Below are 13,368 nucleotides of genomic sequence, written 5' to 3'. Positions count from 1 at the left end.
GCGTGGTTATCCAGGGTCAATCATTCTTGCTTTTGGGCGTTCCTGCTTTTGGGCATTCCTGCTTTTGGGCATGGGGGCAACTCCGGAGAGGCCAGCCTTGTGAATTTAAAGTTCTGATGTGTAATCTACTACTCTATTTTCAATTCTAAATAGATTGTTAATATTTTGGGATTAAGCCTTTTTGAAACGACCCGCATGAAAACGGTAGATCCGGTCTCAGTTGAGATTATGCAGCAGGTGGCGGAGTATTTCAGCGTCCTCAGCGAGCCGACTCGCCTCCGTATTCTCAGCGTCCTCCGCAACGGCGAACGCTGCGTTCAGGAGCTGGTCGAAGCGACCGCCACCAGCCAGGCCAACGTCTCCAAGCACTTGAAAGTGATGCTGCAAGCGGGTATCCTCTCGCGCCGCACCGAGGGCACCTCTGCATACTACAGCGTGCAGGATGACTTGACGTTTGAGCTGTGTAACCTGGTGTGCGATCGCCTTGCCAGCCGCATTGAACTCCAGGCCCGGCGATTTCGGGCATTTGGGCTGACCAGTGGGCAGGTGTTGAAGCGGTCGGTGTGATGGGTTGAGGAGGCAGTAACCCAGCGAGCGTCGAGTCTCTAGTACGGATAAATGCCCGGCGAGAGGAGCAGCCGCCGCTGAGGTTCGGTGAGGTTAGGAAACTCGTCAGGATTGTAGAGCGATCGCGCCCAGGCATTCGATCGCGGCGAGTATTTATAGAACAGGGTGCGCCGCTCTCCCTGGCCGCGCCAAGGCAGCGTGCCGTGGGTCAGCGCTTCGGTAAACAGAATGGCGCTGCCTGCGGAGAGGGCGATCGGCCGCATACAAGCCGGTGGATTTTCCAAATCGCGCCATTCGTCAGGGAAAGGGGCATTACTTTTGTGGCTACCGGGAATGCAGGCAAAACCGCCCTCGCTGGGGCGCACGTCCCGCAGTTCGTAGGCCACCGCCGTCAGCCCGTTATACATGCGCCCGTGGTGGACGTGGTAATACTGGCAGGGGTCGTAGGGTGTGCCGCCGCCGTGGAGCCGCGTGCCGATGGGTCCCTTGCCCTGGCGAATGACGTGCGTGTAGTCGTGATCCAGCCGAAAGCCCTCGCCCAGCAGGGTCTTTAAGTAGGGCATCAGCGGCGCAGGGTCGATCAGGTCTTGAAACGGTTTTCCCCAGGGCAGCAGCCCGTCCCAGCGAAACCAGGGGCGATCGGGGTCGTTGACGGTGGCAATCTGGCGATCGAGTTCGGCATTGAGCGCATCTAGTTGCGCTGCCGTCAGCACGTTTTCCACCACCAGATAGCCCTGCAAGTCGAATAAATACCATTCTTGTGCGTTCAAGATTGTCTCCTGAATCGGGAATCGTTGGGAATTAGCTGCGGAATAGTCGGGTGTAAAGCGTTTCGTGGGCCATGCAGGCGATCGCCTGTCCCCAACTGCACGCGCCAAAGTCGTCTGTGGGTAAGACTAGCGCTTCGTCGGTTGTGCGGGCGATCGCCGGAGCAAGACTCAGCAGCAGCCGTTGCCCGGCCGTTTGTCCCAGCGGAATCAGCTTCACGCCTGCATTGACCAAATTGCTGGCCCAACTGTGCAAATAGCCAAGGATGGCAGCCTGCGAGTCGATCTGCCAGTGGGCAGCGGCGATCGCATACGCGACGGCAAAATTCACCGCAAAACTTTCGGCTGCGTTGCTGGTTTCCCCGCAGGCTTGCAGCAGCGGAGCAAGGCTGGGGTCAAGTTCGAGCAGCAGCCGGTAGAGCGATCGCCCCATTTGCCAGCTTTGTAGCCGCAGTTCCTCTGCCTCGCGCAGCGCCGACAGCCATTGGTTCCAGTGGCGCAAAGCAGGAAGATCGGGGGCGATCGCCGCCTCATAGACCCGCGCCATCACCGCCGCCTCCAGCCGCATCGCTCCAGCCGCCAACTCCTGCTCAATCCAGTGCTGCAAGCTGGATACATCTGGCAATTGCCCCCGCCCCACCAGCGTCTCCAGCCCTTCGGAGTAGCTGTAAGCCCCCACAGGCAGCGCCGGACTCGCCAACTGCAAAAGCCGCAGCAGACGCTCCCCGCTTATCGCCGCTTCACACGTCATGAGAAGACTCCTGCGAATCCTCAGATGTAGACTTGTGAGAATGCTGAAGAGAACCTACTTGAGAACTCGTTTCAGAATGCTGACGTAAAGGCTCAGGGTGATGTATATCCTCATCAGAATGGTCGCGCCCGGGATCATGTTCGTGATCATGATCATGAGAATGGCGATGCGAATGGCGATGCGAATGGTGGCACGAATCTTGATTTGAATCGTGTTGCGAATCGTGATGCAAATGTCCTAGCTCTTGACCACCAAACCCCAACCCTTCATAGGCTCCCGTCTCTGGCTGAAAGGGCTGTTCTTCCAACTGCACATGCAACCCCATTTTTTCCACCATGTCTTGCAAAACCGAGTCGGGCGAAAAGCGCAGATAGGTTTCTGTGACCTCCAGCGGCACATGGCGATTGCCCAGATGATAGGCGGCTCGCAGCAGCGCCAGCGGCGTGTGGGCGGTGACGGTGACGACGGGTTCTGGCCTGGCCACCACGCGCACTCGCTCCCCCGAAGCCGCCAGCAGCACGTCTCCATCTCGCAGCACAGTTCCCCTGGGCAATTGCAGCGAACAGGGGATGCCCTCCACAGATTCAAAATAATGGCGCGATCGCACTCGTTCTTCTGCCGTCAGCAGCAGCGTCAACTCAGCAGGTTCAGGGCAGACTTCGGGGCGATCGCCCGGAGCAGAGAGCCGTTGGGTGAGGACAAGCATGGCAATGGTCTAAGATTTTGGGTTTGTGTTCTAAGAGATTCCCCAGGGATTCGTCAGGGCTGTGCGATCGCCCCCAGGGCCTAAAAAGCGCTATGGAAGTAGATTACACCCGAATCCGGAGTCGTCTACAGCGCCAACCCTGATTACACATCGGCGAAAACCAGCGCGTCAAATGCCAAACCTGTCAACCGTTACAACCCCAGCCCTCGCAAGTGCGTCAGTCTTGCCCTCATCCGCCGCTAAATATTGGCATTTCATAACCAGAAAGCGATCGCCTCACCCGATCAGGCATAGCCCCCAGCCCAAAAACTACCCTAAGATGGGGCTTAAACTAATGATTCGATAGCCACTTGAGAATCGTTCGATAATCATTCGATGATTACTTTTCGATGATTACTTGATGCAGCCTCTAGCCCTGGACAACCTGCTGCATAAAGTGTCAGGTGCATAAAGTGTCAGGTGCGCTGCGGAGTCAACTTCATTTTTAGATTGAGCCACTTCACATCATCAAGGAGCCGCTTGTGAGTCCAGAAACCCTTATCTCACCGCCGATTGCCGCCGCAAGTCCCTACTCTCCCACCGAGTTCGATGCCTACGTCATCAATAGCTATGCTCGTTTTCCCATCGTGCTAGAGCGAGGCGAAGGTTGCCGCGTGTGGGACAGTGAGGGACGCGATTATCTGGACTTTGTGGCGGGTATTGCCACCTGCACGCTGGGCCACGCCCATCCGGCTATGGTGAACGCAGTCAATCGCCAGATTCAAAAGCTGCACCACGTTTCCAACCTGTTCTATATCCCAGAGCAGGGCGACCTGGCAAAATGGCTGGTCGAGCATTCCTGTGCCGATCGCGTATTTTTCTGCAACTCTGGCGCAGAGGCGAACGAAGGCGCAATTAAACTGGCGCGGAAGTATGCCCACACGGTGCGCGGCATCGCCAACCCGATCGTGCTGACGGCTCATGCCAGCTTCCACGGGCGCACTCTGGCTACCATCACTGCCACCGGTCAGCCAAAGTATCAGAAGAACTTTGACCCGCTGATGCCAGGATTTCACTACGTTCCCTACAACGATATTGCAGCCCTAGAAGCGGCGATCGCCCAACTGGATGCCAACCAGCCTCAGGTGGCGGCCATTCTGCTGGAGGCGCTCCAGGGCGAAGGCGGCGTGCGGCCGGGCGATCGCGCTTATTTCCAGCGGATTCGCGAAATCTGCGATGAAAAGGGAATTTTGCTCATTCTGGACGAAGTGCAGGTCGGCATGGGCCGCAGCGGGCAACTTTGGGGCTACGAGAATCTGGGCATCGAACCCGACATTTTCACCTCGGCTAAAGGACTGGGCGGCGGCATCCCCATTGGCGCGATGCTCTGCAAGTCGTTTTGCGACATCTTTCAGCCCGGCGACCACGCCAGCACCTTCGGCGGCAACCCCTTTGCCTGCGGCGTGGCGCTAGAGGTGTGCAAAACTCTGGAGCGCGACAACTTGCTGCACAATGTGCGAGAGCGCGGCGAACAACTGCGGAACGGGCTGCGGGCGATCGCCCAGCAATATCCTGCACTCGTCGCAGAAGTGCGCGGCTGGGGGCTAATCAACGGTCTGGTGCTGAAGGAAGAAGCTGCTACGGTGTCGGCAGATATCGTGAAGGCGGCGATCGCCCAAGGGCTGCTGCTTGTTCCTGCTGGCCCGAAGGTGGTGCGCTTTGTGCCCCCGCTGATCGTCACTGCTGCGGAAATCGAGCAAGCCCTCGGACGGCTAAACCAGGCCCTCAGCAACTTGTCTCTTTAGGGCTGAGGCGTTGGTTTTGAGCAGGCAGACAACCTTGTTTCGGGTTAGCACCACTAGTCCGAAGCACGGTTCCAGCCGCTCTAGGACTTTTCTGGAAAATCTTTTGAGAAATCTGTAGAAGAGTCCCCTCTTCCCGTGCTACGATTATTAATCGTGGGATGGACGGGTCGGTGCCCGAGTGGTTAATGGGGGCGGACTGTAAATCCGCTGGCTACGCCTACGCTGGTTCGAATCCAGCCCGGCCCATCCCCCGATTGCCCGTGTAGCTCAGTGGTAGAGCACACCCTTGGTAAGGGTGAGGTCATGAGTTCAATCCTCATCACGGGCTTTATCGCTTCATACCCTGGCTGCAAGGAGCTGAGAAACCAGTGTCGTGAGCGTTGCCACACTCTGCGCCTGCTGCTCCGCTAGGCGAATATGCCCTTCTAGCGCCCGGTTCTGGCTTTCCAGCGTAATCGCAATGCGGTCAAGTCTGTCGTCAATGGCAACAGTTCGCTGCTGGGTCTGGTCAACAAACGTGGCGATCGCCTCAGTCAATCGATCCAGCTTGGCATTCAGCGACGCATCCCGCTGGGCCGCCTCTTCGGATAATCGATCCAGCTTGGCATTCAGCGACGCATCCCGTTGGGCTGCCTCTTCAGATAATCGATCCAGCTTGGCACTCAGCGACGCATCCCGCTGGGCCGCCTCTTCAGATAATCGGTCCAGCTTGGCATTCAGCGACGCATCCCGCTGGGCCGCCTCTTCGGATAATCGATCCAGCTTGGCATTCAGCGACGCATCCCGCTGGGCCGCCTCTTCGGATAATCGATCCAGCTTGGCATTCAGCGACGCATCCCGTTGGGCTGCCTCTTCAGATAATCGATCCAGCTTGGCATTCAGCGACGCATCCCGCTGGGCCGCCTGTTGTCCATTAGTAACAATTAGCTCTGACAGATAGGCGATTTGCTGGGTCGAGGTTTCTAGCAACACCGCTACACGGTCAAGGCGTTCATCGATAGTCGGTTGGTTCTCACTCATGGCGCTATTCTGTTGTGAATAGTTGAATAATATTCCCACAGCGCAACTCATCGCGGGATTCTGAAAATTCGGGCAGCCACTTAACGAACTCGTCAAACGTCGTGTGGGGGACTGGAGCGCTGAATCATGGCGATTCCCAACATGATTGAAGACCCACTGATTGAAGACTTACTGGAGTAACATTTCGACCGGGATGCTCAGGTCTGGAAATGCCAGATCGAGTCCTGGCTCTGACCCATCCCTCAGCGTAATGGGAACGCAGGGCGCACCTGAGCGCGATTCCCGTAGGGATCGCTTCGCGAATGCCCAACCGCTTTTGCAAGCGTCCGCCCCCCTGAATGCGCTTGTTAGCCTGGGGAATTCCTTCAGGCGACATCAAGACGATCTCTCCTCTGCAAGTCCTGAGTTTATCTTGCCACTCATACCGCTATGCCATTGGCAGAACGGTCTGCTGCAATAGGCACACTGATGTCTCCAGAACCCAATCAGGACTGCCGCGCCATGTCCATGAGAATTTGTTGGGCACTTTGCACCGCGTCTGGGGAGACAGGATGGCGCTGTCGATAGCTGCCGTCGGGCTGAAGCTCCCATGCCTGGCGGTTGTCGGCCAGCAAGATGCCGAGAATTTCCTGCAAATCTTTGGCGATCGCCCTGTCATCCACTGGCGTAACGGCCTCCACGCGCCGATCCAGATTGCGCGGCATCCAGTCGGCACTACCGATGTATACGTCCTCCGCGCCGCCATTGTGAAAATAAAAAATGCGGGAATGTTCCAAAAACCGCCCCACGATGCTAATCACTCGAATGCGATCGCTCACGCCTGACAGCGCCGGCCGCAGACAGCAAATGCCCCGCACGATGAGATCAATTTGCACGCCGGCCTGCGACGCTTCATAGAGTGCAGCAATCAGCGGCGGATCAACCAGCGCGTTCATCTTGGCGACAATGCGGGCATGGCGACCCGCACGGGCAATCTCGCGCTCTCGGTGAATCAGGTCAAGCAGGCGATCGCGCAAATTGGTCGGAGCCACCAGAAGCTTGCGATAGGTTTGCTGCCGCGAGTAGCCCGTCAGCGCGTTAAACAACTCCGTCACGTCTGCACCCAAATCCTCCCGACAGGTCAGCAAGCCCAGATCGGTGTAGAGCCGTGCCGTTTTGGGGTTGTAATTACCCGTGCCAATGTGGACATAGCGACGCAGGCGATCGCCCTCCTGCCGCACCACCAGCATCAGCTTAGTATGCGTTTTTAGCCCCACCAGCCCATAGACTACATGAACGCCCACCTGCTCTAGCTTCCGCGCCCACTGAATATTATTCTCTTCGTCAAAGCGTGCCTTTAGCTCCACCAGCACCGCCACCTGTTTGCCGTTCTCGGCGGCGGCGATCAGCGCCTCCACAACTGGCGAATCGCCCGACGTGCGATACAGCGTCATCTTAATCGTCAGCACGTCGGAATCTTGGGCTGCCCGCTGAAGAAACGCCTGCACCGACGACGAAAACGACTGATATGGATGATGCACCAGCAAATCCTGCTTACGAATCAGGGCAAAAAAATCCTCATCCGTGGAATAATCAGACTCCATGAGTCGGCGCAGTCGGGGATGAGTCACGGGTTTCCAGGGTGCATCCTTGAGCTGGGGCAACGGCAGATCCACCAGTGCCATCAGGTCGCGCCCGCCCAACAGCCCCACCACCGGATACACATCTGCGTTGCTCAGCCCCATCTCCGCCATCAGCGTTTGGCGAATTTCATCCGGCATGGATTCGTGAACTTCTAGCCGCACCACAGACCCCGCAAACCGCCGCTTACGAAGCTCCTGCTCGATTGCCTGGAGCAGGTCATCGGCTTCGTCCTCCTGCACTTCCAGGTCAGCATTGCGCGTCACTCGAAACACATGGCAGGCGACGACCTCCATGCCTGGAAACAGCTTGTCCAGATTGTGGGTAATGATTTGCTCAATTGGCACGCCCATCCACACAGGCATCTGCTTGCGACGTTGCAGTTCCAGCGGCAACAGGACGAATCGGGGCAGTGAACTGGGCACTTTGAGGCGGGCAAAATGGCTGGTTCCTTCGGGCGATCGCACCACCACCGCCAGATTCAAGCTGAGGTTAGAAATATGCGGAAAGGGATGCCCCGGATCGACCGCCAGCGGCGTTAGCACAGGGAAAATCCGCTCTTCAAAATACTCCCGCAAATAGCGCTGCTGGGCCTGGTTGAGCGCTGCATAGTCCAGCAGGAAAATGCCGTGGCTGGCAAGCTGCGGCCGCAAGACCGACTGCACATGCTGATGCTGCTTTGTCACCAGGGGCAAAAGCTTTTGGCAGATGGCTTCGAGCTGTTCCTGTGGCGTGCGCCCGTCGAGCGATCGCCGATCCACCTGTGCCTGGATCTGGCGCTTGATGCCCGCCACTCGCACCATAAAAAACTCATCCAGATTGCTGCTAAAAATCGCCGCAAACTTTACCCGCTCCAGCAAGGGCGTGCGATCGTCCATCGCCTCATGCAACACCCGCGAATTAAACTCGATCCAGCTCAGTTCGCGGCTGAAGTAGTATTGCGGATCTGACCAGTTGGGTTGGGGCGGCTGGGTAGAAGACACGATAGGAAAGGCGGGGGGCTGAAGCTAGGAAATCTGAAGCGAACGCTGGGCAGCCGATCATATCAGATTATTATCCCCCTATTCTCGAACTGAAGATACTCAAAACACCTCATCCTCGCGGCCGACCCACCATTCCCCAAGCTGCATCAGGTCGTGATGCACATCCGCCAACGCCCGGAGATACTCCTCGCTAGAAAGGCTTTCTCGCTGCTCCTGCAATTTTTTGAGCCGCAGTTGTGCCAGGAGCCACGGCTGATGGAGGCGATCGCTCTCGGCCATGTAACGCGCCAAGTCTTCACTATTCATAGAAACCACCCATAGGAACTATCCGCAGGAACTATAGGAACTATCCATAGGAAACTGCTCAGAAAGCAAGAGTGGATAAAGCGATTTTGCACTCTATCCACTCACGGCAGTTTCATAACTTGCAAAACTGAACCATGCGCTTTATCAAGCTAGAAAAAACCTCAGAAAAAGCGCCAGCGTCAGCCGAAACCAGATTGTACCTAGGCAGCAGCCAGGTTCTCAGCGACAAAATCCCAGTTCACCAGCTTATCCAAAAAGTTCTGGATAAAGGCAGGGCGGGCATTGCGGAAGTCGATGTAGTAGGCATGTTCCCACACATCGAGGGTCAGCAGCGCTTTTTGCCCATGTGCTAGGGGGTTTTCGGCGTTGGGAGTCTTGGTCACTTTCAGCGTGCCGTTGTCATCAATCAGCCAGGCCCAACCGCTGCCAAATTGGGTCGCAGCCGCGTTGGCGAAGGCCTCACGGAACTTGTCGTAGCTGCCGAAAGAAGCGTCGATTTTGGCGGCCAGGTCGCCCGTCGGCGCACCGCCACCACCGGGCTTCAGGCTGTTCCAGAAGAAGGTGTGATTCCAGACCTGAGCAGCGTTGTTGAACACGCCAGCCTTGGCAGAGTCGCCAAAAGTCGCCACGATGATTTCTTCCAGAGACTTGCCCGCCAGGGAAGAATCACTCTCGATCGCTTTGTTCAGGTTATCGACATAAGCTTTGTGATGCTTGCCGTAGTGATATTCAAACGTCTCAGCCTTCATGCCATAGGGTTCTAGAGCATCCATCGCAAAAGGCAGGGGCGGCTGTTCGATAGGCATAGTGTTCATCCTCTATTAACTGCGCTGTATTCAGTTTGAGTCTAGAAGAGCCAGTTGCCCTTACGCATGATCCGCCAGACGTAGCTAAGGCAGAGCGCGTCCTCAAACTATTGATAGAATTTTATATCAAAAATCGGCCCGGCCGTGTCTTACACAGCACCGAACGTAGCCCGACTGCCGAGGCTTTGTTTTAGCTGCGCGGCTCGCTCTTGCACGATCGCCCATTCGCCATTTTTCACAGCCGCCTTGGGAAACAACTGCCCTGCCAGCCCAACGGCGATCGCCCCTGCCTCCAGCATGGTTTGCGCATTCTCCAGCGTGACCCCGCCCGTGGGCACTAGCGGAATCTCGCCCAGCGGTTCTCGCACGGCCCGCAAATAGTCTGCGCCGCCGACACACTGAATCGGGAACACCTTCACCGCTGCTGCGCCCGCCTGCCATGCGGTCACGATTTCTGTCGGCGTGAGGGCCCCCGCCACAAAGGGAATCTCGAACTCGGCCGCCTGCTGAATCAGCGCTCGATGCGTATGGGGGCTAAACAGAAACTGGGCCCCGCTGGCGATCGCCGCGCTGACCTGTTGGGGAGTGGTAATCGTGCCCGCGCCAATCAGACAGTCGGGCAAGCGCTGCCGCAGGTGACGCACCAGGGTTTCAGGGCGATCGCTATTCCAGGTGACTTCGATCAGCCGCATTCCGCCCGCCGCCACTGCCCGCGCCATGGCCTCGCCGGTCGCCAGATTGGGCGCACGAATGACGGCGATCGCCCGTTCGGTTTGCAGCCAATGCAGCCATCGATCTTTGAATGAAACAGCCTGAGAGTGTGAGGAAATCACGATTTTTTAGCGGACTTTCAGGAGGGCGGGTGACGGAGCAGACGCATTGCCATAAAATGAAAAGAATATGAAAAGCATTGGTGACTGCCCGTGAGCCTGGTTTCCCCCGACTCGATTCTATCTTCACCCGTTTTGACCGCTGAGCGCCCCGCCCCCCCTTCGATTCAGCCACCTGCTGCGTCGTCTGACAGGGCTGTCGATTCGACCCAGCCTGCGCCGACGGCTCAGCCGCTCAGTCTGCGAGACGAATTCGGCATTTTCTTCTCGACGTTCATCACGATTTTCCTGGCAGAAATCGGCGACAAAACCCAGATGACGGTGCTGCTCATGAGTGCCCAGTCCCAAGCGCCGTGGGTGGTGTTTCTGGGAGCAGGTTCAGCGCTAGTCGCCACGAGTCTTTGTGGGGTGCTGCTGGGCAAGTGGCTCTCGACCCGCATTTCGCCCCGACTGCTCGACAAAGCAGCGGCCGTGTTGCTGCTGGTGGTGGCGGGAATGCTGGTGTGGGATGTCATTCAGGGATAGAGCGAAATGGACTGGAGCTTGCTGGGACTGGCGTTTGTCACGGTGTTTGTGTCGGAACTGGGCGACAAAAGCCAGCTTGCGGCGATCGCCCTCGGCAGCAGCGGCAAGTCTGTTCGGGCTGTGTTTTTGGGAACGGCATTAGCGCTGGTGCTGGCCAGTTTTTTGGGCGTGATGCTGGGCGGCGGCGTGGCTCAGGTCGTGCCGACCCGCTGGATCAAGGCGATCGCTGCCATTGGGTTTGTCGTCATGGCCATCCGTTTGCTGCTGCCGGACGCGGCGGATGAGTTGCCAGATGAGCCGCTGGATGGGTCGCTGGATGGTAACGAACCTGCCTAGCGTCCCGCTTCTAGCCGATCGCCCGAAAACCGCAAACCCACCGCGACCAGCAGTGCTGCACTCAGCCCCAGCTTAACCAGTTCCAAAACCCAGTAAATTCCGTGCATTTGCGCCATGCTGCCAGGAATACTGGCTTCGCTCGTCAGCCAGTTCAGCGGCATCGCCAGCCCGCTCATCACGGGAGTCATGACGTAGGTTAGCGCAAAGGTTACCCCCAGCAGAAGCCAGACTGCGGCGATCGCCCAGCCCGCGACTTTGTGCTGCCGCAAAAGCGAGAGAAGCCCCACGAAGGCGATCGCCACACACAGCAGCCCCAGACGGTTGAAAATCCAGAACATACTGTAGCCAGCGCTGGCAAAACCGGGCTGCGTCATCATGCCGCTGACATATAGGGCAGGCATCACGACCAGATCCAGCAGTAGGCTACCGCTGAGCCAAAACCCTACCGCCAGTAAAACCGCCGACTGCCAGACAGAGCGACCCGGCAGCAGATTAACTTTAGTAGAAGTAATCATGGATATAAGACATTCTTAACTCTTACCTCCAGCCTATCGGATCTGGCTCAATCCAGTCATGAACAATCGTTTCGAGTCGTAACTAGATTTGTCTGAATCGAGCTTCAACAAATCCTTAATGAATTCTTGCTGACTTAACGTAAGTAATTACGCTGGTTCGCGCTATTCTCAGATCAGGAAAATTCAGTATATTCTCGGATAGTTCCTTTAATTTGGATTGCTCGGTTCTGCTGGTTTTCCGGAGCGTTCAGGAAATTCTTGGTTTTAGTTTGTCTCATGTAGCCGTCTGGGGCGATCGCTCTCGATCCTACGGAGAAATTCTCTCAGCGCAGCTTGATACCGCTCAGCACGCTCGGCAGTACGGGTCGCTGATGAGCGTTGTAAGGCATTAAGGCTTGACTAGCCAGGTTGGCGCAAGCTGCCAGAGCATTCCGGCACTTGCTTTCGTCCTTTTGCTTCAGGTCTTGGTGCTACTGAATCAAATTCGGTGCCTCGTAGCGTACGCGGACTCGAATAATCTCAACGAATTCCCAACGAATATAGAAAAACCAGTCACCTGTATGAATAGTGCTTGCTTAACAGACTTTTATCGCGGTTGGATGATTGAGGTTGTGCCTCAAGGAATCGGTTATACCAGCGTTTGCTATTCCCCCTCTCGGCAGCGGATCGATGACGACGTAATCTACTCGCGCGACTTTCTGGCGCTAAACGCAGGCAAGGCGCTGGTTGATCTTTATCTCGCCTGCCAGCAGTTTTCCGGCGTGCTGCGCGAAATGTACGAATCGGACAAGCTGGAGTACGAAGAGTGGCGATCGCTCAGCCAGTCCATCACCGATACCATCGGCGTGTCTCGCTAGTAAGTTCGATATACCGTTTCGTCTAAGCATTCCTTAGGGAATGATTTGGGGCGATCGCGCCCGATGCTTACCCCTTCTCACAGTTCGCCATCCAAAGGTTCCCGGCTCGTTCGCTATTAATCGCAATTAATATAGATTCTGGATCAATCCGAGGGCCCGCAAGCGCTCGGCGAGCCGTTCTGCGCGGCGCTCTGCCTGCTCAGCTCGCTGCTGTGCCTGTTCAGCCCGCTGCTCTGCCTGTTCGGCTTGCTGCTGGGCCTGAAGTCGTAGCGTTTCCAGTTCTACAAACGTCAGAAAAGGCTGCCCATCTGGGCGGAAAATCTGCAAGCTCGACTCGCTGGGTTCAAACCGAATCTGCAAGCGCGGACTGACCCAGCCGTCCATCTCCTCGATCACGTCGAGCCGTCCAGCGGGCGATCGCAGCCATCCGCTTAGGTCAATCTTGTCCGGGTCGTAGAGGTAATACTCCTCCACGCCATATTGCTCGTAAAAGCGAAACTTTTTCGCCATTTCTTTGAGCGTATTCCCCAGCGACAAAATTTCAAAGACCACCTGAGGCGGGATGTTTGCCTCGCGCCACTGAAGATAGGAGCCGCGCCGTCCTTTGGGCCGCCCAAACACCACCATCGCATCAGGAGCTTGACGTAGTGTGTTGTCGCCCTCGACGGGATACCACAGCAGGTCGCCCACCACAAACACGTCAGGATCGTCGGCAAACAGCAGTTCCAGGTTTTCCTTGATGGTAACAATCCAAGTGAACTGCTCGGTGTTGTTTGCCATCGGTTCCCCATCGGTTTCGGGATAGATGACGGTCGATTTTTCAGGAATTTGAACCATCGTTGTCCTCCCGATGGAGCGCTGCTGATTTTGGATTTTAGACTTTGGATTTTGAATTGAAGATCTTGGGCGAGCTATCCAAGGATAGTGACATCTGTAGATTTGCGAAGTAGCGTTACCAATGAGATTGCTAAAGATGAGGCTGCTGGAAGCTCTGT

15 protein-coding genes and 2 tRNA genes are annotated in these 13,368 nt (G+C 56.6%); 7 read left to right on the top strand and 10 right to left on the bottom strand.

Features of this window, described 5'->3' with window-relative positions; translation table 11 throughout:
* Positions 1–195: 195 nt before the first annotated feature.
* Positions 196–567, top strand: coding sequence for a helix-turn-helix transcriptional regulator (locus IGS16_RS14540; RefSeq protein ID WP_297086598.1), 372 nt, complete (start codon positions 196–198; stop codon positions 565–567).
* Between the two features lie 38 nt (positions 568–605).
* Here IGS16_RS14540 and IGS16_RS14535 read toward each other — a convergent pair whose 3' ends face one another.
* From IGS16_RS14535 to ureE, 3 genes are read right to left on the bottom strand one after another with little or no spacing between them, the layout of a single operon-like run.
* A complete protein-coding gene (locus IGS16_RS14535; RefSeq protein WP_297086596.1) occupies positions 606–1,337 on the bottom strand; it encodes a phytanoyl-CoA dioxygenase family protein in 732 nt (243 codons plus the stop codon).
* Between the two features lie 31 nt (positions 1,338–1,368).
* Positions 1,369–2,085, bottom strand: a complete 717-nt coding sequence (locus IGS16_RS14530) for an urease accessory protein UreF (RefSeq protein WP_297086594.1) — start codon at positions 2,083–2,085, stop codon at positions 1,369–1,371.
* Positions 2,075–2,791: an urease accessory protein UreE gene (gene ureE / locus IGS16_RS14525; RefSeq protein ID WP_297086592.1), complete on the bottom strand. Its 717-nt coding sequence runs from the start codon at positions 2,789–2,791 to the stop codon at positions 2,075–2,077. Before ureE ends, IGS16_RS14530 begins: the two co-directional genes overlap by 11 nt.
* A 521-nt stretch (positions 2,792–3,312) precedes the next feature.
* On the opposite strand from ureE, the gene IGS16_RS14520 reads away from it, so the two are divergent.
* The 3 genes from IGS16_RS14520 to IGS16_RS14510 all read left to right on the top strand — a co-directional run bounded on the left by IGS16_RS14520 (position 3,313) and on the right by IGS16_RS14510 (position 4,903).
* Positions 3,313–4,575 (top strand): aspartate aminotransferase family protein, encoded by a 1,263-nt coding sequence (locus tag IGS16_RS14520; protein ID WP_297086590.1) that lies wholly within the window; start codon positions 3,313–3,315, stop codon positions 4,573–4,575.
* Between the two features lie 164 nt (positions 4,576–4,739).
* Positions 4,740–4,821: transfer RNA gene (locus IGS16_RS14515), tRNA-Tyr, on the top strand.
* A 10-nt stretch (positions 4,822–4,831) separates the two neighbouring features.
* Positions 4,832–4,903 (top strand) — tRNA-Thr (locus IGS16_RS14510).
* 8 nt (positions 4,904–4,911) lie between these two features.
* Here IGS16_RS14510 and IGS16_RS14505 read toward each other — a convergent pair.
* From IGS16_RS14505 to IGS16_RS14485, 5 genes are all read right to left on the bottom strand, one after another.
* Positions 4,912–5,595 (bottom strand): hypothetical protein, encoded by a 684-nt coding sequence (locus IGS16_RS14505; RefSeq protein WP_297086587.1) that lies wholly within the window; start codon positions 5,593–5,595, stop codon positions 4,912–4,914.
* 485 nt (positions 5,596–6,080) lie between these two features.
* Positions 6,081–8,198 (bottom strand): polyphosphate kinase 1, encoded by a 2,118-nt coding sequence (ppk1, locus tag IGS16_RS14500; protein WP_297086585.1) that lies wholly within the window; start codon positions 8,196–8,198, stop codon positions 6,081–6,083.
* A 99-nt stretch (positions 8,199–8,297) separates the two neighbouring features.
* Positions 8,298–8,504, bottom strand: a complete 207-nt coding sequence (locus tag IGS16_RS14495) for a hypothetical protein (protein WP_068514529.1) — start codon at positions 8,502–8,504, stop codon at positions 8,298–8,300.
* 200 nt (positions 8,505–8,704) lie between these two features.
* The gene (locus tag IGS16_RS14490; protein ID WP_172358316.1) at positions 8,705–9,310 is read right to left on the bottom strand and encodes a superoxide dismutase; all 606 of its coding nucleotides are present in this window, start codon (positions 9,308–9,310) and stop codon (positions 8,705–8,707) included.
* A gap of 149 nt (positions 9,311–9,459) precedes the next feature.
* Positions 9,460–10,143, bottom strand: a complete 684-nt coding sequence (locus IGS16_RS14485) for a bifunctional 4-hydroxy-2-oxoglutarate aldolase/2-dehydro-3-deoxy-phosphogluconate aldolase (protein WP_297086582.1) — start codon at positions 10,141–10,143, stop codon at positions 9,460–9,462.
* A 90-nt stretch (positions 10,144–10,233) separates the two neighbouring features.
* On the opposite strand from IGS16_RS14485, the gene IGS16_RS14480 reads away from it, so the two are divergent.
* Together IGS16_RS14480 and IGS16_RS14475 are read left to right on the top strand one after the other, a co-directional pair.
* Positions 10,234–10,665, top strand: coding sequence for a TMEM165/GDT1 family protein (locus IGS16_RS14480; RefSeq protein ID WP_297086580.1), 432 nt, complete (start codon positions 10,234–10,236; stop codon positions 10,663–10,665).
* Between the two features lie 6 nt (positions 10,666–10,671).
* A complete protein-coding gene (locus IGS16_RS14475; protein WP_297086578.1) occupies positions 10,672–11,001 on the top strand; it encodes a TMEM165/GDT1 family protein in 330 nt (109 codons plus the stop codon).
* On the opposite strand, the gene IGS16_RS14470 is transcribed toward IGS16_RS14475, so the two are convergent.
* Positions 10,998–11,516 (bottom strand): hypothetical protein, encoded by a 519-nt coding sequence (locus IGS16_RS14470; RefSeq protein WP_297086577.1) that lies wholly within the window; start codon positions 11,514–11,516, stop codon positions 10,998–11,000. The two genes, IGS16_RS14475 and IGS16_RS14470, sit on opposite strands and share 4 nt — an antisense overlap.
* A gap of 611 nt (positions 11,517–12,127) precedes the next feature.
* Between IGS16_RS14470 and IGS16_RS14465 the strand changes: the two genes are divergently transcribed.
* Positions 12,128–12,373: a hypothetical protein gene (locus tag IGS16_RS14465; RefSeq protein ID WP_297086575.1), complete on the top strand. Its 246-nt coding sequence runs from the start codon at positions 12,128–12,130 to the stop codon at positions 12,371–12,373.
* Positions 12,374–12,499: 126 nt separating this feature from the next.
* Here the strand turns inward: IGS16_RS14465 and IGS16_RS14460 are convergent, their stop codons facing one another.
* Positions 12,500–13,210: a Uma2 family endonuclease gene (locus IGS16_RS14460; RefSeq protein ID WP_297086573.1), complete on the bottom strand. Its 711-nt coding sequence runs from the start codon at positions 13,208–13,210 to the stop codon at positions 12,500–12,502.
* Positions 13,211–13,368 lie beyond the last annotated feature (158 nt).

Source organism: Thermoleptolyngbya sp. C42_A2020_037 (genome assembly GCF_015272455.1).
In the GTDB taxonomy this organism is placed as follows: domain Bacteria; phylum Cyanobacteriota; class Cyanobacteriia; order Elainellales; family Elainellaceae; genus Thermoleptolyngbya.
This window is presented reverse-complemented; position numbering and strand designations above follow the sequence as displayed.